We start from the raw sequence: 21675 nt of genomic DNA, 5'->3' as shown, positions 1-21675 counted from the left end.
TCTTTCAGCTATTTTTTTGGGTAATTATTAGGTGTAAAATTACTTTTATTTCCAGTAATTATATTGCCATGCATAAATTTATAAATAAGCTATTTTTTTTAGTATCACTTACAGTCGTTTTTGCTTGTTCAAGCGATCAAGATGATGTTGTTAATAATGAAGCATCTGGCATTGAAGGTGTTTGGAGATTGAACGAAATAACCTTAGAAACCCCTTTAGATATTAATAATGATGGTGTTGCTAGTGCTATTTTATTTGAAGCGCCAGGGTATTTAGGTCATTCGGAATTAATTATAAATAATGAAACAAGTGGGACTATTTATTTTAGTGCCCAAACAACATATAGCACTAGAGATGATGATGGGAAATTATTTTTTATGATTACTAGTTCTACAAATGACGATAGAGTAGACGAACCTATAAATTACACCTTAGAAGATGGTGTTGGAATTATTAATTATGATGGTGTAGAATCGTCTTTTATAGTAAGTGAAAATGTGTTATCTATAACTGTTGCGAATGGTTTTATAGCAAGAGACCAGATTACAGGAGATATATCGGTATCTCAAAACTTGACTTATACATTTGTAAAATAAATAATAAGCCGTTTTTAAATTCTAACACCAACAGGCAACATGCTTTTATAGCGCTTATTTTTCCTAATAAATTTGGCTATCTCTGGACTTGTAGGAACAACACTTAAGCTACGTTCTTCAATATTTTGGAACACAATTTTTATAAACTCGTTTTGAAATTCTGCCGAATCAATTTCTTCAGGAACAACAAGCTTGGTTAAGAATATTTTTCGTTCTTGAAGCGAATATTCAATTTTTGCTAAATGGTCATCAATTTTTAATTCAAATTGGCGTAAAAAGTCATTATCTACAAGATCAGCTGCATCAATCATAATAAAATATTTTATTTACTAGGAATGTTTAGGAGTAAGTACTATTTTCAATAGTTTTGTAACGCTAATTTACGAAAAATTATTGTTAATAGAAACATATTTAACGGTTTATCTCCCATGAATACCGAAGTTATACACGTTTATTTTATGCCTGGAATGGCGGCAAATCCTAAAATTTTTGAGAATATAGAATTACCTTCAGATAAGTTTGAATCGCATTGGTTGGAATGGGAAATTCCATTTAAAAACGAAAGTTTAACCAATTATGCTAAGCGTCTCTCAAAAAAAGTAACTCATGATAATGTTGTGCTTCTTGGAGTATCTTTTGGAGGCATTTTGGTACAAGAAATGCAAAAATATGTTCACGCAAGAAAAGTAATTATTGTTTCAACAGTAAAGACAAAATACGAACTCCCTAAACGCTTAAAATTTGCAAAATATATTAAAGTATATAAGCTTATTCCAGCTAGAGCATTTAAAGATTTAGATTTTTTAGCACGTTTTGCACTTGGTAAAAGGGCTACTAAACGGGTAGAATTATATAAGAAATACTTATCTGTTAACGATGCCCATTATATGAGATGGTCTATACAACAAATTGTTTGTTGGAACGTTAAAACGCCTTTAAAAGATGTTATTCATATTCACGGCGATAAAGACCTTGTGTTCCCGTATTATCACATAAAAAACTGTATTACTGTTAAAGGAGGAACACATATTATGATATTGAATAGATATAAATGGTTTAATGAACATTTACCAAAACTTATTTTAAGCGAAAATAAACTATAATTAAAAAGCTTTTATTAAATTTATAAAAAACACAATAGTTATGAGATGGATTAAAAATGTAATGGCACTTTTAGGGCTGTTTTTTGTGGTATCTATTTTTGTGAATGCCTTTCAAGATGCCCCAACCGACGAGAATTTTGAAAAAAAACTGGTGAACGATTATAATGTTTATGCACTTCAAGTACCTGAATACTTAGAATTTTCTGGAGAACCTGTACCTCTAAATAATCCAGATATATACGAACGTATAGATAGAGAGCTTTTGGTAAACACTTATTGGCAATCTAATGGATTATTAATGTTTAAACGTGCTAAAAAGTACTTTCCTGTTATAGAGCCTATTTTAGCAAAACATGGTGTTCCAGACGACTTTAAATACTTAGCTGTTATAGAAAGTGGTTTAACCAATGCTGTATCGCCTGCTGGAGCACGTGGTTTTTGGCAAATTATGAAAACAACAGGACGCGAATATGGATTGGAAATTAATGATAATGTAGATGAACGTTATAATTTAGAAATGGCTACAGAAGTAGCTTGCGAGTATTTAAAAAAATCTAAAGAGCGTTTTGGGTCTTGGACATTAGCGGCTGCAGCATATAATGCGGGGAATTATGGTGTTTCAAAAGAATTAGAAAGACAAAACGTATCCGATTATTACGATTTATTGTTAGGGCAAGAAACAGGGCGTTATGTGTTTAGAATATTAGCTTTAAAAGAAATTTTAAGCCATCCAGATAAATATGGTTTTAACTTTAGAGATAAAGATTTGTATAAAAATATACCTACCTATAAGGTTGGGGTAGATACCGCTGTTACAGACTTTACAGCATTTTCAGAGAAATTTGGGATTAACTATAAAATATTAAAAATACACAACCCTTGGTTGCGCGAAAAACATTTAAATAATAAGTCGCGTAAGCAGTATTTTATCGATATACCTAAAGACGGTGTCTACTTAAAGTAACAATGAATTGGAGTTTTTAAAGGATAATTTTTGGAACATTTTAATCGTATTAAACTATGTTTTAGCTATTTCTGCGGCCATAACAATACTGTTTAAAAACATTAACCCTTCAAAAACACTAACTTACATTATAGTATTAGTTCTTTTTCCATTTTTTGGATTAGTCGTATATTATTTCTTTGGTCAAGAATACCGAAAAAATAAAATTTTCAATCGAAAGAAAATCTTAAATAAATCTGTAGTTAAAAGGGTTCGTGAAGAATTAGAACTAAATAAAAGAGAATTAGAAGAGGTAAAAAAGCAATTAGATAAAAAAGTTAAGCTTGTAAAATTACTTCATAATAGCGATAATTCACCATTAACACTAAACAATAAAGTCGAATTACTTTTTAATGGAGAAGCAAAATTTAAGCGCTTATTAAAAGATTTAGATGACGCTAAACATCATATTCATTTAGAATATTACATCATTAAAGACGATAGAATAGGTTCTCAAATAATCGATATTTTATGTAAAAAAGCAAAATCAGGTGTAAAAGTTAGAGTTAGTTACGATGATGTAGGGAGCAAAATATCTAAAAAATCCAAACACAAACTAAAACAATCTGGAGTTGAATTTTTCCCTTTTATGCCTGTGCTGTTTCCGCGATTTGCAGGAAAAATGAATTACAGAAACCATAGGAAAATTGCTATAATAGATGGAGAGGTAGGTTATGTTGGCGGCATTAACATGTCCGACACGTATATGAATTATACCGATTCCAAACTATATTGGCGAGATACTCATGTTAGAATTGTTGGCGAAGCTGTAAAGCAACTTCAAATTCATTTTTTAACAACATGGGATTTTGTGTCAGGAGAAACCGTGAATATAACAACAAGCTATTTTCCAGAAACAAATTGTAATGATGATGTTGCAGTGCAAATAGCTGGAAGTGGCCCAGATACAGATTGGGCTAATATTCTAGAAGTTCTTATGTTAGCCATTACAACAGCCGAAGATTACGTATATATTACTACACCTTATTTTATACCAAACGATGAAATAGTTACAGCCTTGCAAATTGCAGATAAGAGTGGTGTTGATGTAAAATTAATAGTGCCTTACGAATCGGATTCTTGGACAGCCAAACATGCTACCAATTCTTTTCTACAACCTTTATTAGAAGCAGGCGTAGAGGTTTACCACTATACAAAAGGTTTTGTGCATGCCAAAACAGTTGTTATAGACGATATTTTCTGTACCGTAGGAACATCAAATATGGACTATAGAAGCTTTAATATTAACTTTGAAGTTAATGCTATTATTTACAATGAACAAGTAAGTGTAGATCTTAAAAATCAGTTTTTAAAAGATTTACAAGATTGTAATAAAATAGATATAAACGTTTGGGAAAAACGTTCAAATTTTATTAGGCTTCAAGAGTCGCTTTGTAGGCTTTGGTCGCCTTTATTATAGAAAGTTTATCGTCTTTTACCTGGTCTTTGCTGTCTGTGCCCACCAAAATGTTGATTAGGCATTTGAGCACGTTTCATGTTTTCTTTCATCATTTTAATTTGCTCGTTTAACATACCGTGCTTGTCTAATTTTTCAGCTTCTTTAAGTAAAACTTGAGCTTCTCTTTTACGTCTTTTAGCCATAGCAATACCAGCTAAGTTTAATTTAGCCATTGCTAAATCATGCCCCATAGAAAGCCCTAGAGAAATCGCTTTTTTAAAATATTTCTCGGCAGCATTCATATTATCTTGAGAAACCATGATACCATGTAGATAATTATAGTAACCTTGTTGTTTCTTTACTAGAGCAGCCTCAGGATTTTTAATTTTATTTAACCATTTTTTGGCACCTTCAAAATCTTGTTTTCTCAATCTTAAAAAGGCCAATAATATAAATTCGTTTTTAAAATAGAAAAACACAAAAACCGCAGCCAATAAAATAAGCATGATACCATTTCCAATATAACCTTCAGTAAATTGGTAAACAGCAAAAGCTATGATTAAACCGGCGATGATTAATTTGAAAATTTTATTGTACATGATTGTTTTTTTATGTTGATATTTTATATTTAACGTAAATTTTTTGAAGCAAAAAACTTCAATATTCACCTAATGTGAATTCAGGTTACAAAGAAACTAAAATTTTATTGAAAAATATTTTTAAAATAAAGGTTTGTCAAATAAAAAAGGCTTTGTATATTTGCGCCGCAGTTTTAGAGACTTATAGTCTTAAAATAATAAAAAGAATTAATTAAGAAGTTAAAGATATAAAGAAATGAAAAGAACGTTTCAACCATCTAAGAGAAAGAGAAAGAATAAGCACGGCTTTAGAGAAAGAATGGCCTCAGCTAATGGAAGAAAAGTCCTTGCTCGCAGAAGAGCAAAGGGAAGAAAGAAATTATCTGTATCTTCTGAATTAAGACATAAAAAATAATGAATTAACAATTGTTAATATATTTAAAGGTGTTACTAATAGTAGCGCCTTTTTTTATATCTCATTTTAATTAATTTTGCAATACCTTACAACACAACACAATGCCTAAAAATTCAAACTTAAAGTCTATATTAATTATTGGCTCTGGACCAATTATTATTGGCCAAGCGTGCGAATTCGATTATTCTGGAACGCAAGCTTTACGTTCTTTACGTGAAGATGGAATTGAAACCATTCTTATTAATTCCAATCCTGCAACTATTATGACCGACCCATCCATGGCCGATCATGTATATCTGTTACCTTTAACAACAAAGTCATTAGTTAAAATTCTAAAAGAACACCCACAAATAGATGCTGTTTTACCAACAATGGGAGGCCAAACAGCATTAAATTTATGTATAGAAGCCGATGAAAAAGGTATCTGGGAAGATTTTGGTGTAGAAATTATTGGTGTTGATATCGACGCTATTAACATTACCGAAGATAGAGAACAGTTTAGAGATTTAATGACAAAAATTGGCGTGCCAATGGCACCTCAAGCAACGGCAACGTCATTTTTAAAAGGAAAAGAAATTGCGCAAGATTTTGGCTTTCCTTTATGTATCCGTTCGTCATTTACACTAGGAGGAGCAGGTGCAGCTATTGTTTACGATGAAACCGATTTTGATGAATTATTAAGTCGTGGATTAGAAATTTCGCCTATTCATGAAGTCATGATAGATAAAGCCCTACTTGGGTGGAAAGAGTACGAGCTTGAGCTATTAAGAGATGCCAACGATAATGTGGTTATTATCTGTTCCATTGAAAATATGGATCCTATGGGGATTCATACAGGAGACTCTATAACCGTAGCACCAGCCATGACATTAAGCGATAGAACGTTCCAAAAAATGCGTGATATGGCCATTCATATGATGCGTAGTATAGGTGATTTTGCAGGTGGATGTAATGTGCAATTTGCGGTATCTCCAGATGAGAATGAAGATATTATTGCTATTGAAATTAATCCTCGTGTATCGCGTTCTTCAGCATTAGCTAGTAAAGCCACAGGGTATCCAATTGCAAAAATAGCTGCAAAATTAGCTTTAGGATACCACTTAGACGAATTAAGCAATCAAATAACAGGATCTACTTCGGCTTTATTCGAGCCAACATTAGATTATGTAATTGTAAAAATACCACGTTGGAATTTTGATAAATTTGAAGGCAGCGATAGAACATTAGGCCTTCAAATGAAAGCAGTAGGAGAGGTAATGGGTATAGGACGCTCGTTCCAAGAAGCGATACACAAAGCAACACAATCTTTAGAAATAAAGCGTAATGGTTTGGGTGCCGATGGAAAAGGGTACAAAAATTACGACCAAATTATAGACAAGCTTACAAACGCTAGTTGGGATCGTGTGTTTGTCATTTACGATGCCATCCAAATGGGAATTCCTTTAAGCCGTATTCACGAGATCACAAAAATAGACATGTGGTTCTTAAAACAATACGAAGAACTTTATGCTATAGAAAAAGAGATTTCAACTTACACGATTGATACGATAGATAAAGATTTATTACTTGAAGCCAAACAAAAAGGTTATGGAGATAGACAAATAGCTCATATGTTAGATTGTTTGGAAAGTCAAGTATATAATAAACGTGAAGAATTAGGTGTAAAACGTGTTTACAAACTTGTAGATACATGTGCCGCAGAGTTTAAAGCGCAAACACCATACTACTATTCAACATTTGAAAATGATGTAGAAACAGCAAACGGAGAGCGTTTTGTGGATAATGAGAGTGAAGTCTCCGATAAGAAAAAAATTATTGTACTGGGTTCTGGACCAAATAGAATAGGACAAGGTATAGAGTTTGATTACTGTTGTGTGCATGGTATTTTAGCAGCATCGGAGTGTGGTTACGAAACCATTATGATAAATTGTAATCCAGAAACCGTTTCTACCGATTTTGATACGGCAGACAAACTGTATTTCGAGCCTGTGTTCTGGGAACATATCTACGATATTATTAAACACGAAAAACCAGAAGGTGTTATCGTGCAGTTAGGTGGTCAAACAGCATTAAAACTAGCAGAAAAACTAGACCGTTATGGTATAAAAATACTAGGAACTAGTTACCAATCGTTAGATTTAGCTGAAGACCGCGGAAGCTTTTCAACATTGTTAAAAGAAAACAATATTCCTTATCCAAAATTCGATACAGCTGAAACTGCAGAAGAAGCTTTAAAAGTAGCCGATGAATTAGATTTTCCAATCTTAGTTAGACCATCTTATGTACTTGGAGGACAGGGGATGAAGATTGTTATTAATAAACAAGAGTTAGAAGAACATGTTGTAGATTTATTAAGAAGCATACCAAACAATAAATTACTTTTAGATCATTATTTAGACGGTGCGATAGAAGCAGAGGCTGATGCCATTTGCGATGGTGAAAATGTTTATATAATTGGTATTATGGAACATATTGAACCATGTGGAATCCATTCTGGTGATAGTAATGCAACATTACCGCCATTTAATTTGGGCGATTTAGTTATGGAGCAGATAAAAGATCACACCAAAAAAATAGCATTAGCATTAAATACTGTTGGTCTAATAAATATTCAATTTGCGGTAAAAGATGATAAAGTTTATATTATAGAAGCCAATCCAAGAGCTTCTAGAACCGTGCCTTTTATAGCTAAAGCTTATGGCGAGCCTTATGTAAATTATGCAACAAAAGTGATGTTAGGAGATAAAAAAGTTTCTGACTTTGACTTTAAACCTCACCTAGATGGTTATGCCATAAAACAGCCTGTATTCTCGTTTAATAAATTCCCTAATGTTAATAAACAATTAGGACCAGAAATGAAGAGTACTGGAGAAAGTATCTTATTTATTGAGAGCCTAAAAGATGATGAGTTTTACGATCTTTATGCGAGACGTAAAATGTATTTAAGTAAATAAATAATCTAGTCAAGGGTTAATTAATTGTTCTAGAGTTATATTCTATGAGTTTGGGCTTACCAAACTCATAGTCTATATATTGAAAGTCTTGATTATCTACGGCATTAAATTTAAAAAGGTTATTTCCTTCGTACGGGATACTATTGTACCACGCTACGGAGATTTGGAAATTGTCAAAAACCAAGTAATCATTAGTAAACATAATCCCAAACCCAATTTTTGTAAATAATTTACTTTTAAATAGGTTTTCATTTTCTTTACCAATTAACGCAATTGAAGAGTTTATAAAGGGAGAAATCCTAAACCCAAGTAACGAGTAGGGCGAGTAGGACTGTAGTTCGAAGTTGGTAACCCATTTTTTTGTGCCTAAAGGCTCAATACTATTAAAGCCAGAAATTCCAGGGGTATCTTCTTCACGAAGCGTCACCTGGTCGCCATAAAAATCGATTCTATTTTCTCCAAATATAAAATCTGACCAAATAAAATTTCTAAACTTCCAATTTCTATAACTAAAGAGTTTAGTAAAATAATTGGTTTTTATAGAGAGCAGTGATTGTTCACTTTTTCCATGCGAGTAAAATGTGCCGTATTGTAATTCTGTACCTAAATAACCCAAACGGAAATAATTTCCTATGGCCGCTCGACCTGCTATATAAAAGCGGTTAGAGCCATTTTTATTTTGAATACCAGAGGTGATACCAAGCGTAGTTCCTATAGGAATATCTTCTACTATATTATAATTTTTTATAAATCTATCTTGTACATAATAGCGTTGTGCAACACCAACCCCAAAGAGTAAGAATTTTTGATCTGAATAAAAATTATACGGATCTAGTTCTGGGCCTGGACTATTTAAATATTGCTGGTTAAAATATCTAGCCGATAATATAAATTTACTTGTTCTAGAGCCAAAAAAAGTGGTGTTTTTAAAAAGATTTAAAGATATGGCTGCCCAATAATCTTGTAAACTTGTTTTAAAGTGTTGTGTAGGAATTTCTAAAGTATTTGGAATACTATCGGAAAATGTTCTTTGATTTAACCGAATACCTCCAGCCCAACGTGTTAAGGGTGAGAAAAAGTTTCTGTTTAAAGAAATGCTTTTTGTGTATTGGTTAGCTTCATTAACGTCATAATCTACATCAAGACTTATATATGTGTTTTCAATATTTGGAACCCGATAATTGGTTTTAAAAGAATTGGCCTTAGTTTCAAAATTTTCTCTATATGTATTTGAAAAATCATGTCCTAAACCAAGAAAGTTTTTGTCCCTTAGTTTGAAATTGGCTTTTTTGTTAGAGTAAGAAAACCCCGGAACTATAGTCCAAGCATCTAAGCTATATACATATAGGTCAATGCTATCTGAAGATGATGTTATGGTTTTAGCTTCTATTCTTACACGTCTTATAAAACGCTGACTTCTTATTAAACGTTCAGATTCTTCTATTTTTAGTGAGTCTAAAGCTTCTCCTTCTTCTTGAAGCAAGTAGTTTTTTAAAATAAACTCTTTCGTTCTAATATGTAAATCGTTTCCTGCCCTTTCAACCCATTTATCAGGTTTTTGCATGGTGTCTAAAACCGAATACCCAAAAGGATCTTGACTTATAATATGAATGTTTCTAATAATTTTACCTTCCATTTTTTTTAAGGAACGGTGTCTTTCTTGAAACTGTTTAGTGGTTTCTTCTCCTTCTTGTGAACGTGGATTTTTTACTAAGTATTTGTAAAGGAATTTATTGAACTTGTTATTATTTTTGTTTTTTTCAACAAAATTTTGAAGTTTATCCTCTTTAACCTTTATGCTGTCTTGAGTTATTATAGAGTCTTTTGGTTGCTTTTTTTGTGCAAAGGAGGTCACCCCAAAAAAGACGCAAAAAATAAAAAGTAAACATAGCTTTAATACAAGTGTTTTCATGCTACATTTAATTGATAAGATAATTAAAGAGTAAGCCTGTTAGAATAGCAATTCCAAAACTTATTAAGGTTCCTATTAAAACATATTCGGTAAGTTTTCTTTGTTTGCTTTCTTGTAAATCACCAAACCTAAAAACAGATTTAGCAGTTATTAAAAAACCAACAGCTTCCCAATGGTTAGTAATAATAAAGATAAATACTAAAATGCGCTCTAAAATACCAATGTAACTACCAGCGTGTTTAAGAGATTCATTACCTTTAGTTAGTTTATTAATATTCCATTTACTAAAAATACTTTGCATAATAATGGAGGTTGGCTTCGTTAAAAAAACTAAAGATGTTAGTAGAAGTAGCCCTGTATTTGTGTTAAATATGGAGAGGCTAAAACTACTTTTAGTAAAAAGAATAAAAGCAACAAAAATGGTGGTTAGGTGTAATAGTTGATCTATAAAAAACCACTGGCGTTTAGTATTTTTCTTTTGAAAAGTAAGCTTTATACCATCTATAATTAAATGTAAGATGCTTATGGTTACAATTAATTTCCAATAGGTTATATCCCAAACAATTAAAAAAGCTAAAATAGTATGAATACCTACATGAATATAAAGCTTAGGTGATTTTAACTTTCTTTTTTCTTTTTCCTTTACCCATTTTTTAGGTTGAAGTAAAAAATCGCCTATTAAGTGAACTAAAATAAGTTTGGTTAAGAGTATCATACTTCTAAAATACTTATTTTTTGTCTGTACATAATTTCTAAATCTAAAATTTCTTCAAGATAAGCACGTTTCATCCTTTTGCTAACAGCTTCTTGATTTATACCTATTAATTTTGCAATCTCCTGTTGAGTTTTGTTTTGATTTTCCAAATACAGTTTTACAACTTCTGCTGAATTTGTTGTCCAATTGTCCATAGCAATTGAGGCTAACTTGAAATACAGATTTAACTCCGTATTTAATTCATCATTTGGAGTCATAATCATGAGATTTTGCTTTTCTTTTTTCAAATTTTCTAAAGTTGTTCCAGAAAACCTAAAGGCTTCTCCGTTAGATTCGGTTACTTTTTCACCATTATGCGTTTTTTCACCAATTCCTATGGCCAACCTTACATCTAAGTGTTTTACCGTTTTTATACACGCTTTTATATATACTGAATATTCGAACGCATTAAAGTAATCTTTTACTTCAATTTGAAAGCTATCTCCACGATATATTTCCCAACGGTTAAACTTGTTTTCTATCATGTTTAAAGCTTCCTTTAAAGGCCTTAACCAGATATTAGGGTCTTTATACTTGGTAGAGTTGATAATATCACCTGTTATTACACTTGTCATAGTTATTCCTTTTTTATAGAATATATAAATATATTCCTTTTTTATGGAATAATAAAATATATTCCTTATTTATGGAATTTTATTAAAGCTAATTTTCAGGTAAATCTATTTTAATGTTGAAGTCTTTTAAATCTTCTATGTAGTTATTTAAAGAGAAAGCATTGCTATTAAACTCTTTTTGTCTGTTGATTTTGGTAGACTTCCTTTTAATGGCTTTTAAAAACCGTTTTACTTCAGTTTTATCATTTAAAATCAATCCAGGAACGGTAACAGAGTTACCATAATCGTCTTTGGCAACCATGGTGAAATATGAAGAATTACAATGTTTGATTGCTCCCGTTTGAATATTTTCGGCTTCCACACGAATACCAACCACCATCGAGGTGCGCCCGACATAATTTACAGAGGCTTTCATTGTGACCAATTCACCTATTTCTATTGGGTTTAAAAAGTCTACCGTATCTACAGATGCTGTAACACAATAGGTTTCCGAGTGTTTGGAGGCACAAGCAAAGGCAATTTGATCCATTAAACTTAAAATGTAACCGCCGTGTATTTTACCACCAAAGTTGGAATGCGAGGGTTGCATAAGTTGTGAGATAGAAACTCTAGAAGAGTCTACAGTTTTAAAATCGTGTGTCATGGTCCTAGAAAGTTATTGGCATTTTTTTCTTCTTCTACTTTAGTAATAAAATATTTGGTGTCTCCTAGCCAAAATAGTTTACCAAAACGTTCAAAATAATGCAATTTTACAAGTTTACCTTGTAGGTTAGTAAGGTCTTCAATAACTTGTTTTTCTTTGTCTTCAACAGAGAATGTAAACACTTGGGCGTCGGAAACACCTTGGCTTATTTCGCCTTCCCAAGTTTTTATAATAACCCCTTTGTGACTAAATTTTACTAAGCGTCCCGCGCGAACACCTTCGCTATATGATGCAAAGTATAAAAAGGATAGATAGCCCAAAAAGGCCACAACTACAATAATTAAAAAGCGGATGAGATATTTCATAGTATAAAGTTATTCGTCTTCGTCGTTAATAGCACGTTTTAAAATAGGTTCTGGTAACGATTTTTTAGCTTTGGCGCCCATTTTTTTCAGTTTTTCAACACGACCAATAAGGTTACCACGACCTTCTACTAATTTATTCATTGCTGCGGAATAATCGCTTTTGGCTGCGTCTATTTTTTTACCAACACCTGTTAGGTCGGTTACTAAACCTTCAAATTTATCGTAAAGTGCACCGGCTTGTTTAGCAATTTCAAGAGCATTACGTTGTTGTTTTTCGTTGTTCCACATCGTGTCAACAGTTCGTAAGGTTGCTAAAAGCGTAGATGGTGTAACGATAACAATATTTTTTTCAAAAGCCTTGTTGTAAAGCGTGTTGTCTTCGTTTAAAGCAATGGCAAAAGCGGGTTCTATGGGAATAAACATCAACACAAAATCTGGCGATTCCATATCGTATAAATCTTCATATTTTTTAGCCGAAAGTTGATCGACGTGCTTTTTTATGGAATTTACGTGTGCTTTTAAATGTAAAGGTTTGTCGTCGTCTTCGGCATTGGCAAAGCGCTCGTAATCGGTTAAGGATACTTTACTGTCAATAATCATACGTTTGCCATCGGGTAAATGTAACACCACATCTGGCATAACGCGCGATCCATCTTCGCGGTTAAAGTTTTGCTGTACCACATACTCGCGGTCTTTTTCCAAACCAGATTTTTCCAAAACACGTTCCAAGACCAATTCGCCCCAATTCCCTTGCATTTTGCTATCGCCTTTTAACGCTTTGGTAAGGTTGTTGGCTTCTTGAGTCATTTTTTGGTTAAGGTCTTTCAGTCCTAAAAGTTGCTCTTTTAAAGCCGAATGCATACTAATGCTTTCCTTCTGAGATTTTTCAACTTTGTCCTCAAAGGTTTTAATTTTTTCCTGTAACGGATTTAAGATTTGTTTGATGTTTTCTTTGTTCTGCTCGGTGAATTTGCTTGATTTTTCCTCAAGAATAGTATTGGCCAAAATTTTAAACTCATTTCTTAACTGTTCTTGGCGTTCTTCCAGTTCTTTATCACGTTTTTTGTTTTGCAGTTGCAGGTTTTCAAAATCGGCATTACGACGTGTTAATTCGGCATTTAAAAACTCTTTTTCCTTACGGATGGCTTCCCGATCGGTCTCAATTTTACTTAGAGTTTCCTTTAATTCACTAATCGTGTTATTTAACTGATTTTGGCGCTCTTCGAGTGTGCTTTTGTCACTTTTGCTTTTAAGTTTGGCAATAGTTAGGCCAATGTAACCGCCAATTGCAGCTGAAAAAATAATGGCAAGGATAAGAATTAAGCTATCGTTCATAAGTATTTATCGTAGTAAAGGAATTTTTTTAGTCGAATTTTATCAAAGATAATTTATTTAGTTTGAAGAACGAAGACGAAATTGAATTTGAAAGATTTTATGATTGACCTATAGAACATTGTTATTGCTAACCAAACGCTATTTCTTTACCCGAAAACTTCCTGTTTTATTATCAAAAGTAATCATATCTTCTGGAAACAAGTCGTTAAATGTTCCTTTGGAAATCAGGTTGCAAGGCGTATCGGAAACCACATTATTGGGTGTCATAACGACCATTCTATCACATAATTGAATGGCTAAATCAATCTCGTGTGAAGAAAATAGAATGGTTTTGTTGGTGTCTTTAGCTAGTGTTTTAAGTAGTTTTAAAATATAGGCTTTGTGATACATATCTAGATGTGTTGTGGGTTCATCTAGAATAATCAAGCTGGTATCTTGAGCCAAGGCGCGTGCAATCATAACTTTTTGAAGTTGGCCATCGCTCAATTCAAAACATTTTTTATTTTTTAATGACTTAATATTGGTTTGTGTTAATGCTTTTTCAATAATAGCTGAATCATTTCCTGAGAGCTTACCAACCCAATTGGTATAAGGTTGCCTGCCTAAGGCGATAAGCTCAAAAACAGTGAGGTTTTTAGAGGCTGGTTGCTCAGTTAAAACCACACTTAAACGTTTAGAAAGCTCTAGATGAGTTGTTTCAGAAAGTAATTTGTTGTTAATAAAAACTGAGCCACTCAAAGGTTCTTGTACTTTGGTAAGCGTACGTAATAAGGTAGATTTTCCAATACCATTGGCACCAACTAATCCAACCAATTCACCTTGACGTAAATTAATATCAATACCAGAAGCAATTACAGTTTGCTGCTTTTTTGAAGCGTAACCAATAGTTAGATTCTTGGTTTTTAAAATGGTATGTTGTGCTGTTTTTGTCATTAATCTATTGATTTTCTATTAGTCTTGACTCTTGCTTCTTTTGTCCTGACTCTAGATTCTCATTTAAAACATCATTTTTCGTTTTCTAACTAATAGCCAAATCACAACTGGCGCACCAATTAACGATGTAATGGCATTTATTGGCAAGGTGTAATCGCTTGTTGGTAATTGTGCAATACTATCGCAAATAAGCATAACAATGGCGCCAAGCAAAAATACGGCGGGTAATAATACTTTATGGTTAGACGTTGTAAAAACTTGTCTTACAATGTGAGGAATAGCCAATCCAATAAACGCAATTGGACCAGCAAAAGCCGTAATGGTACCTGCTAATAAACTTGTTGCAATAATGATGATAAATCGACTTCTGTTAATGTTTAACCCTAAACTTTTAGCATAATTTTCACCTAACAAAAGTGTGTTAAGCGCTTTAATGGAAACAATACTCATAACTAAACCTAAAAGGTAAATGCAAAAGAAAATAAGCAGTTCGTTCCAAGAGAGGTTCCCTAAACTACCAAAGCCCCAAAAAATGTATTGTTGCAATTGTTCGGCAGAACTAAAATAAGCAAGAACACTTACAACAGCCGCTGTAATACTGCCAAACATCAACCCTATGATTAATATGGCCATCGTGTCTCTAACTTTTAAAGATACTGCCAAAACGGATAATAATACTAAAAAACTTCCTAGACTTGCAGCAAGTACCACACTCCATTTTGAAAGTAATAACGTAGCTAAACTTCCTCCAAAAATACCGGCGCCAAGTATAGCAATAGCAACGCCTAAACTAGCTCCAGAACTAATACCTAAAACAAATGGTCCAGCGAGTGGGTTTCTAAATAAGGTTTGCATTAACAGCCCAGAAATCCCTAATCCAGAACCTACTAAAATTGCTGTAAATGCTTTAGGTAATCGATAATTAAGAATAATATATTGCCACGATTCGTTCTCAATAGAGGTAAATAAACTTTTAAAAACCGAAGACAACGGAATGGATACCGAGCCTAAACTAATGTTTCCTAAAAAGCAAAAAATCAATAGCAAGGCTAAGACTACAAACGGTAACGTGTATGTGTTTTGGTTAGGCAATTATTCTAGTGGTTTAAAAAAGTATGTTTCGTAACTTGGTAATATATTGGGGTGACAAACTTTAATAATATCTTTTAAAACCAAATCTGGTCTAGCGGTACCTTTTTCATAATAGGTCACACCACCAGTTGCTCCTGTAACATTTACAAACGAATACACTTTTTTGTTTTTAAAGGCGTCAAATTCCGTGTAGTGTTCGTTAGCGTTTTTTAAAGATTCCAATGAATTATAATACGACGGACTTAACCAAATATCGGCATTTTTGGCCTTGGTGAAAACCGCTTCAAAACTTAAGGCCAAGCTGCCTTCTGCACTAGTATTTTGCCATAAGTAGTTTACATTAGCATCTTTTAAAAGTTGAGCTTCTGGACTAGTACCACTTGGTAAATACCAAACATCTTTGTGTAAAGCGCCACTTAAAACTGTTGGCGTTCTTTTAACTTTTGAAGCGAGTTGCTTGGCTTCATTATAATTTTTTTCAATCGTGTTAAAAATGGAGTCTGCTTTTACTGTTTTGTTGAACAAGACACCAAAAAACTTAATCCATTCGGCTTTTGCCAAAGGTGATGCTTCTACCCAATCGCCATTGTATATCACGGGAATTCCTGATTTTTTAATGGTTTCAAAGGTTTTGTTATTGCCATCTATACCAAAACCAACAACAACTTCGGGTTGTAGTTCTAACAATACTTCGGTGTTAATGCCTTCGTTTTTACCTAACTCCCTAATATTTTCATTGTCTATTAAGGCGCGCGTTTTTTCAGAAGATACATAATCGGTGCCAGGAAAACCGACAAGCGTTTGTTCAACACCCAATAATTCCAATGCTGGAATGTGCGTGGTAGAGGTCACAACTATTTTTTCTACTGGTGTAGGAATAATACCATCAAATTCATTTTTGTTTAATGTAATTGTTGGCAAAATATTACGATTTACCAAGGCGTATTTGTATGATTTTTCGGCTTTTGGCCACGGATTTTTAATGGTTAAAACTTTAAAATTTTTATTGGAAGTAATATGAAAGCCCTTAGCATATTTAAAATCTGATATGACGATATCTTGCTTACTGTTGTCAATCGTTTTAGGCTCATTTTTGCAAGCCACAAAACCTAAAAGTGTAATAAATAAGAATAGTTTTTTCAAAATGTTGAAATTTCATTCAAAAGTAATATTATTTCATCTTATAGCTAAAACATAGTACAAATTGTTTAGTTTTGCAGCGAATTTTGGTTCAGTGTTGTCTTTGCAATACTGATTAAAAGGGAATCTGGTGAGATTGTCGTTCAAGTCCAGAACTGTTCCCGCAACTGTAAGCATATAACCCAAATTGATTGGGCATCTCTTAAAAAGAGTTGCTGTTTACTTCAAAAAAACCACTGGTAAAAACTGGGAAGGTAAAACAGCTAAATGTAAGTCAGGAGACCTGCCATTTTTTCAAAACAAATTAAGTCGAACTTTCGGGATAAAAGTTTGAGTATGCATTACCATACTTTCTCGAACAATTTATTTTAAAATGAACAAAAAAACGTTGTTTTTTGGGGCGTTTTGTGCGGCATCATTTTTGGGATTTGCACAGCAACAAACCGATTCTACACAGGTAGAACAATTAGATGAAGTCGTGATTACCGACTCAAAATTTAATCTAAAGCGCGAAAATTCTGGTAAAGTGATTACCAAAATCACTCAAGAACAGCTTCAGCATTTACAGGGTAAAACCATTGCAGAAATTATTAATACAACTGCTGGTGTTGAAATTAATGGTACTAAAAGTAATGCTGGTCAAAATTTAGCATATTATGTTCGTGGTGGTAGAAACCGTCAAGTGTTGGTGCTTATTGATGGTATTGCGCTTACAGATCCATCGCAAATTGCTAACGATTTTGATTTACGTTTACTTAATCCAGATCAGGTAGAAAGCATTGAAATCTTAAAAGGCGCTTCTAGTACATTATATGGTACAGGAGCCGCCACAGCTGTAATTAATATTAAATTGAAAGACGCTTCAAAAGATAAGGTTACGGCTAATTTTAGAAGTGTTTTTGGTACCAATCAATCGCAAGACGATAACAACTATGCGGTAGAAGATTTTAGAAACAATGTTTCTGTAAATGGTACTTTAGGTGATTTTAACTATTTGGCTAGCTTTGGCAATCAATATACCGATGGATTATCAGCAATGTCTAAGGGAACAGAATCTGATGTTTACAATTCTATTAACGGAAATGTAAAGTTAGGGTATGCGTTTTCAAAACAGTTTAAGTTTACGGCTTATGCTGGTTTTGATAAGTTTAAGGCCGATTTTGATGATGCTTCCACGTTTATGGATGCCGATAATCGCTCAACTAGTAAGCAATATCGCATTGGGATTGCTCCTGAGTTTACCTACAACAAAGGAAGCATTACTTTAAATGCTGCGTATAATGATGTAGAACGCGTGATAGAATCTGGATATCCAGCAGAGTATTTCGCGACTAGTTTGGTGGCAGATCTTTTTAATAGGTATAACTTCAACGATAAATTTTATACCATTTTGGGTGTGAACTTTCAGGAAAACGATATGGAAAGCTATGTGATTCCATTTGGAGCATCAACTTTAGAGCAAAGCATTAATCCAGAAACTGCGACATTTAATAGTATCGATCCATATGCCAATGTGGTGTATGTGTCAGATTTTGGGCTAAACGTCAATGCAGGTGCACGTTTAAATAATCATAGCGAATACGGCAATCACGTGGTGTATAATATAAACCCATCTTATAGAAAAGCATTTGGTTTTGGATACTTAAAAGGAATGGCTAGCTACAGTACAGCTTACATTACGCCATCATTGTACCAGTTATTTGAACCTGCTTATGGTAATGCCGATTTAAAACCTGAAGAAAATGAAACTATAGAAGTGGGTGTAGAAGCAGGAATTAAAGATAAAGCAACCCTAAGCTTGGTGTATTTTACTAGAAACGAAACTAATTTTATCGATTATGTAGATATGGGAAGTTTTGTCTATCAGTATGATAATGTTGCTGATGATTTTACAGCTTGCGGATTAGAATTTTCAGCTAACTATAATATTACGAAGGCTTTAAGATTGAATGCTAATGTGACCTACACCAAGGTTGAAGACGATTTAAATCTGCGTATTCCAGAATTTAAAGGAAACGCGCGATTGGATTATAATGTTTTAAAGAATACCTTTTTGAGTTTATCTTATCAGTATAACGACGATAGAAATGAAGCGTATTTTAACAACATAACATTTGCTACAGAGGATGTTACTTTAGAAAGCTATAGTTTGTTAGATTTTTATGTGAGTCATACTATTTTGGACAACAAACTGAAATTGTTTGCCAACGTAAACAATATCTTTAATGAAGATTATCAAGAATTGTATGGTTATACCACACGGGGTCGAAACGTAAACATTGGGTTTAATTTAAGTTTATAAAACAAAAAAGCCGCTCACTTAGAGCGGCTTTTTTGTTATTTAATATCTTCAGGAGAAATATGCATATTATCTTCAAAAGGAGATAAGTTTATTCTTGTAGAGATAGGTTTTGCTTTTTCAAAAGAAGAAGGAGCCGTTCTTCCTGTACCTAAAATATCTGCAATAGCAGCTGCTAATAATGGTTCGTTTTCATGACCTAAAACACCATAGTTTTTAGGGTCTTCTATAACTTCAATGTTTGGCGTTAAACCAGTAGAAGGAACTTGTTCATCGTTAGTATTAACAGTAATAGCTACAAGAGGTTGCATAGCATATGTATGTGTTGGGTTAGCTTCGCTTCTGCTTAAATAATCGGGCGAATCATAAATAGTTATTGAGGCTTGCGATTTACCTGTGGTAGAACTTCCAATTTGTACAACATCTATATACGATTGTAAACTATTAATAATCATTTCACTTGCCGATGCCGAACTACCTGATGTTAGCACATAAACTTTATCTAGATTTAAGTTGTTAATGGAGGTGCCATTAAAACTGTTACTGAAATTGTAAACAGTGTTATTGGCTTGTAAATCGGCATTGTAGTTTAATTTCGCAAAAACATCGCTGTTAAACTGTCCTGTAACCATGCTTCCTAAGAGTGTTGCCGAGTTAACAGAACCTCCAGGATTATACCTTAAATCTAAAACTAAATGTTGCACATTATTAGCTTGAAAGGTTGCAAAGGCGTTATTTAATTGGGTATTAAAATCTGGGGTAAAACTGTTGTAAGCCAAATAGCCTAAGTTTTCACCATTAACATCGATAATTTCGGTTTTATAAACGGGATTTTCAGTATAAACTGTTTTAGACAACGAAACACTTGTGTTGTTAGGTTCTATAAAATCATCGTTATTTTCTGGAGTGCCATTGTCATTATAATCGGCAAAATTAAGAGTGTAATTATTTTGGTTAAAAAGTGATGAAATGTTATTAGCTGTTAATTCGGTACCATTCACCGCATGAATAATTTGTCCGCGCTGTAAGCCTTGACTAGAAGCTTCGCTATTATTTAAAACTAACCTGATAATAGCAAAAACATTGGTATTGCTTCCTGGTTCGTAATAAAAATTAAATTCCAAGCCATTACTTAGGTTTGTGCCACTGTTTAATTGTTGCTCTAAGGCAATGTAATTGTTTGTAATCCAGCTAAACTTGTCAACCGTTTCGCGTTGATAAATTAAACTTTCAAAAAAAGTTTCTGGAGAGGAATAGCTATTTAAGTAACTATTGTAATTTGACGTTTGCGATAAGTTGGTTTCTAATTCTTGAACATTATATTTATATAAATAAAAAATGTTCATACCGCGATAAACAAAGTCATTAATATCTTGTGTTGTAGCGGGACTATCGTCTAAATCATCAAAGCAGGACGATAGAGTTAATGCCATTAATAATAAAATGAGGTACGTTTTTTTCATAACAAAATAAATTTCACCCTTTAAAAATACTTACTTTAAAACGGAATGAAAATTTTTTTGTAACAAAAAAGATACTTAATCGTCGTAAAGGTAAATAGCAGTAAAAGTTATTTTAGCTAACCAAAAAAATGAACCAAAACGAATTTTTAAATATAGTCATGCCTTTTAAGGATAAGGTGTTTCGTTTAGCAAAACGATTGTTGGTGTCTACGGAAGAAGCGGAAGATGCCACACAGGAAATCCTTATAAAGTTGTGGAAAAACAAAGCTAAAATAGAAAGTTATAAGAACGTTGAAGCGTTTTCTATGACCATGACTAAAAACTTTTGCTTGGATAAATTAAAGTCGAAACAAGCGCAAAATTTAAAAATTGTTCATAGTAATTATAAAGATCACAATGTATCGTTACAAAAAGAAATAGAAGTTAATGATAGTGTGAATTGGGTCTCAAAAATTATAGAAGAATTACCCGAACAACAAAAAATGGTTATTCAACTAAGAGATATCGAACAATACGATTACGACGAAATAGCCAAAATGCTAAACATGAATAACACAGCAGTTAGAGTGGCCTTATCACGAGCAAGAAAAGCAATACGAGAAAAATTAACTAATACGCATAATTATGGTATTAAATAATATAGAAAAATTACTAGAAAAATACGACAATGGCGAAACAACGCTTCAAGAAGAGCAACAGTTAAAACACTATTTTACAAACGAAACTGTACCGCCACACCTTGAGAGTTACAAAGCTATGTTTACTTATTTTTTAGTAAATGAAAAAGAGCAGTTTACCAAAGACGTTCCATTACAATCTAAACGCAGTGTATCTTTTTATACTTATACTAAATGGATTTCTGTCGCAGCTGTAGCCGTTCTTTTAATTGGGTTTTATTTTAAGTCTAATGTATTTCAACAACAAGAAGACCTTGGAACCTATGACGACCCAAAAGTAGCTTATAACCAACTTGTACAGTCGTTAGAGCTAATCTCAAGTAATTTCAATAAAGGCGCTAAACAATTAGAGTACTTAAATACGTATAACAAAGGTGTTTCTAATGTAGGTTACCTTAACGAAATGGATAAAACAACTAGTTTAATTTTTAAAAAGTAA

The 21675-nt window shown here is 33.0% G+C and carries 21 protein-coding genes and 1 riboswitch; of the genes, 9 read left to right on the top strand and 12 right to left on the bottom strand.

The window, feature by feature from the left end:
* Positions 1–68 precede the first annotated feature (68 nt).
* Positions 69–596, top strand: coding sequence for a hypothetical protein (locus R3L15_RS07885; protein ID WP_338730982.1), 528 nt, complete (start codon positions 69–71; stop codon positions 594–596).
* A gap of 14 nt (positions 597–610) precedes the next feature.
* On the opposite strand, the gene R3L15_RS07880 is transcribed toward R3L15_RS07885, so the two are convergent.
* Positions 611–907, bottom strand: coding sequence for an N-acetyltransferase (locus tag R3L15_RS07880; protein WP_338730981.1), 297 nt, complete (start codon positions 905–907; stop codon positions 611–613).
* A gap of 117 nt (positions 908–1024) precedes the next feature.
* Here R3L15_RS07880 and R3L15_RS07875 point away from each other — a divergent pair, with 117 nt between their 5' ends.
* Genes R3L15_RS07875 through cls form a run of 3 tightly spaced genes read left to right on the top strand, consistent with a single transcriptional unit; the run spans position 1025 to position 4122 of the window.
* Complete coding sequence (locus R3L15_RS07875) at positions 1025–1699, top strand: alpha/beta hydrolase (RefSeq protein ID WP_338730980.1); 675 nt, start codon at positions 1025–1027, stop codon at positions 1697–1699.
* A 40-nt stretch (positions 1700–1739) separates the two neighbouring features.
* Positions 1740–2663: a lytic transglycosylase domain-containing protein gene (locus R3L15_RS07870; RefSeq protein ID WP_338730979.1), complete on the top strand. Its 924-nt coding sequence runs from the start codon at positions 1740–1742 to the stop codon at positions 2661–2663.
* A 7-nt stretch (positions 2664–2670) separates the two neighbouring features.
* Positions 2671–4122, top strand: a complete 1452-nt coding sequence (gene cls / locus R3L15_RS07865; protein WP_338730977.1) for a cardiolipin synthase — start codon at positions 2671–2673, stop codon at positions 4120–4122.
* 5 nt (positions 4123–4127) lie between these two features.
* Here cls and R3L15_RS07860 read toward each other — a convergent pair whose 3' ends face one another.
* Entirely contained in the window at positions 4128–4700 is a 573-nt protein-coding gene (locus tag R3L15_RS07860) for a DUF2892 domain-containing protein (RefSeq protein WP_338734124.1), read from the bottom strand.
* A 235-nt stretch (positions 4701–4935) separates the two neighbouring features.
* Between R3L15_RS07860 and rpmH the strand changes: the two genes are divergently transcribed.
* Positions 4936–5094 (top strand): 50S ribosomal protein L34, encoded by a 159-nt coding sequence (rpmH, locus tag R3L15_RS07855; protein WP_097443816.1) that lies wholly within the window; start codon positions 4936–4938, stop codon positions 5092–5094.
* A 101-nt stretch (positions 5095–5195) separates the two neighbouring features.
* Positions 5196–8048: a carbamoyl-phosphate synthase large subunit gene (carB, locus tag R3L15_RS07850; protein ID WP_338730976.1), complete on the top strand. Its 2853-nt coding sequence runs from the start codon at positions 5196–5198 to the stop codon at positions 8046–8048.
* Between the two features lie 16 nt (positions 8049–8064).
* Here the strand turns inward: carB and R3L15_RS07845 are convergent, their stop codons facing one another.
* From R3L15_RS07845 to R3L15_RS07805, 9 genes are all read right to left on the bottom strand, one after another.
* Positions 8065–9960, bottom strand: coding sequence for a hypothetical protein (locus tag R3L15_RS07845; RefSeq protein ID WP_338730975.1), 1896 nt, complete (start codon positions 9958–9960; stop codon positions 8065–8067).
* Positions 9961–9967: 7 nt separating this feature from the next.
* Positions 9968–10675, bottom strand: coding sequence for a DUF3307 domain-containing protein (locus R3L15_RS07840; protein WP_338730974.1), 708 nt, complete (start codon positions 10673–10675; stop codon positions 9968–9970).
* Positions 10672–11289 carry a SatD family protein gene (locus R3L15_RS07835; RefSeq protein WP_338730973.1) on the bottom strand — a complete coding sequence of 206 codons (618 nt, stop codon included), beginning with the start codon at positions 11287–11289 and terminating at the stop codon, positions 10672–10674. Before R3L15_RS07835 ends, R3L15_RS07840 begins: the two co-directional genes overlap by 4 nt.
* 88 nt (positions 11290–11377) lie before the next feature.
* Positions 11378–11932 (bottom strand): acyl-CoA thioesterase, encoded by a 555-nt coding sequence (locus R3L15_RS07830; protein WP_338730971.1) that lies wholly within the window; start codon positions 11930–11932, stop codon positions 11378–11380.
* Positions 11929–12297: a 6-phosphogluconate dehydrogenase gene (locus R3L15_RS07825; RefSeq protein ID WP_125468309.1), complete on the bottom strand. Its 369-nt coding sequence runs from the start codon at positions 12295–12297 to the stop codon at positions 11929–11931. The genes R3L15_RS07830 and R3L15_RS07825 overlap by 4 nt, the downstream gene beginning before the upstream one ends.
* 9 nt (positions 12298–12306) lie before the next feature.
* A complete protein-coding gene (gene rmuC, locus R3L15_RS07820) occupies positions 12307–13632 on the bottom strand; it encodes a DNA recombination protein RmuC (RefSeq protein ID WP_338730968.1) in 1326 nt (441 codons plus the stop codon).
* Between the two features lie 138 nt (positions 13633–13770).
* Positions 13771–14565: an ABC transporter ATP-binding protein gene (locus R3L15_RS07815; protein ID WP_338730967.1), complete on the bottom strand. Its 795-nt coding sequence runs from the start codon at positions 14563–14565 to the stop codon at positions 13771–13773.
* A gap of 63 nt (positions 14566–14628) precedes the next feature.
* On the bottom strand, positions 14629–15657 hold the full coding sequence (locus R3L15_RS07810) for an iron ABC transporter permease (protein WP_338730966.1): 1029 nt from the start codon (positions 15655–15657) through the stop codon (positions 14629–14631).
* On the bottom strand, positions 15658–16800 hold the full coding sequence (locus R3L15_RS07805; RefSeq protein WP_338730965.1) for an ABC transporter substrate-binding protein: 1143 nt from the start codon (positions 16798–16800) through the stop codon (positions 15658–15660).
* 67 nt (positions 16801–16867) lie between these two features.
* Positions 16868–17103, top strand: a riboswitch (cobalamin riboswitch).
* A 67-nt stretch (positions 17104–17170) separates the two neighbouring features.
* Between R3L15_RS07805 and R3L15_RS07800 the strand changes: the two genes are divergently transcribed.
* Positions 17171–19099, top strand: coding sequence for a TonB-dependent receptor plug domain-containing protein (locus tag R3L15_RS07800; protein ID WP_338730964.1), 1929 nt, complete (start codon positions 17171–17173; stop codon positions 19097–19099).
* Positions 19100–19134: 35 nt separating this feature from the next.
* On the opposite strand, the gene R3L15_RS07795 is transcribed toward R3L15_RS07800, so the two are convergent.
* Positions 19135–20559, bottom strand: a complete 1425-nt coding sequence (locus tag R3L15_RS07795; protein ID WP_338730963.1) for a S41 family peptidase — start codon at positions 20557–20559, stop codon at positions 19135–19137.
* 128 nt (positions 20560–20687) lie between these two features.
* On the opposite strand from R3L15_RS07795, the gene R3L15_RS07790 reads away from it, so the two are divergent.
* Together R3L15_RS07790 and R3L15_RS07785 are read left to right on the top strand one after the other, a co-directional pair.
* Entirely contained in the window at positions 20688–21197 is a 510-nt protein-coding gene (locus R3L15_RS07790; protein WP_338730962.1) for an RNA polymerase sigma factor, read from the top strand.
* Positions 21184–21675, top strand: a complete 492-nt coding sequence (locus R3L15_RS07785) for a hypothetical protein (protein ID WP_338730961.1) — start codon at positions 21184–21186, stop codon at positions 21673–21675. The genes R3L15_RS07790 and R3L15_RS07785 overlap by 14 nt, the downstream gene beginning before the upstream one ends.

Origin of the sequence: Mangrovimonas cancribranchiae, from assembly GCF_037126245.1 — a bacterium.
GTDB lineage: Bacteria > Bacteroidota > Bacteroidia > Flavobacteriales > Flavobacteriaceae > Mangrovimonas > Mangrovimonas cancribranchiae.
The sequence above is the reverse complement of the archived record's forward strand: the minus strand, read 5'-3'. Positions and strand labels throughout refer to the sequence as shown.

What these genes read in the sequence shown, in the direction of transcription:
- R3L15_RS07860 (WP_338734124.1), bottom strand. Translation starts at nt 4,700, where the DNA reads ATGTACAATAAAATTTTCAAATTAATCATCGCCGGTTTAATCATAGCT.
- R3L15_RS07880 (WP_338730981.1), bottom strand. Translation starts at nt 907, where the DNA reads ATGATTGATGCAGCTGATCTTGTAGATAATGACTTTTTACGCCAATTT.
- R3L15_RS07795 (WP_338730963.1), bottom strand. Translation starts at nt 20,559, where the DNA reads ATGAAAAAAACGTACCTCATTTTATTATTAATGGCATTAACTCTATCG.
- R3L15_RS07875 (WP_338730980.1), top strand. Translation starts at nt 1,025, where the DNA reads ATGAATACCGAAGTTATACACGTTTATTTTATGCCTGGAATGGCGGCA.
- rmuC (WP_338730968.1), bottom strand. Translation starts at nt 13,632, where the DNA reads ATGAACGATAGCTTAATTCTTATCCTTGCCATTATTTTTTCAGCTGCA.
- R3L15_RS07845 (WP_338730975.1), bottom strand. Translation starts at nt 9,960, where the DNA reads ATGAAAACACTTGTATTAAAGCTATGTTTACTTTTTATTTTTTGCGTC.
- carB (WP_338730976.1), top strand. Translation starts at nt 5,196, where the DNA reads ATGCCTAAAAATTCAAACTTAAAGTCTATATTAATTATTGGCTCTGGA.
- R3L15_RS07885 (WP_338730982.1), top strand. Translation starts at nt 69, where the DNA reads ATGCATAAATTTATAAATAAGCTATTTTTTTTAGTATCACTTACAGTC.
- R3L15_RS07800 (WP_338730964.1), top strand. Translation starts at nt 17,171, where the DNA reads ATGAACAAAAAAACGTTGTTTTTTGGGGCGTTTTGTGCGGCATCATTT.
- R3L15_RS07870 (WP_338730979.1), top strand. Translation starts at nt 1,740, where the DNA reads ATGAGATGGATTAAAAATGTAATGGCACTTTTAGGGCTGTTTTTTGTG.
- rpmH (WP_097443816.1), top strand. Translation starts at nt 4,936, where the DNA reads ATGAAAAGAACGTTTCAACCATCTAAGAGAAAGAGAAAGAATAAGCAC.
- R3L15_RS07840 (WP_338730974.1), bottom strand. Translation starts at nt 10,675, where the DNA reads ATGATACTCTTAACCAAACTTATTTTAGTTCACTTAATAGGCGATTTT.
- R3L15_RS07835 (WP_338730973.1), bottom strand. Translation starts at nt 11,289, where the DNA reads ATGACAAGTGTAATAACAGGTGATATTATCAACTCTACCAAGTATAAA.
- R3L15_RS07790 (WP_338730962.1), top strand. Translation starts at nt 20,688, where the DNA reads ATGAACCAAAACGAATTTTTAAATATAGTCATGCCTTTTAAGGATAAG.
- R3L15_RS07785 (WP_338730961.1), top strand. Translation starts at nt 21,184, where the DNA reads ATGGTATTAAATAATATAGAAAAATTACTAGAAAAATACGACAATGGC.
- R3L15_RS07815 (WP_338730967.1), bottom strand. Translation starts at nt 14,565, where the DNA reads ATGACAAAAACAGCACAACATACCATTTTAAAAACCAAGAATCTAACT.
- R3L15_RS07830 (WP_338730971.1), bottom strand. Translation starts at nt 11,932, where the DNA reads ATGACACACGATTTTAAAACTGTAGACTCTTCTAGAGTTTCTATCTCA.
- R3L15_RS07825 (WP_125468309.1), bottom strand. Translation starts at nt 12,297, where the DNA reads ATGAAATATCTCATCCGCTTTTTAATTATTGTAGTTGTGGCCTTTTTG.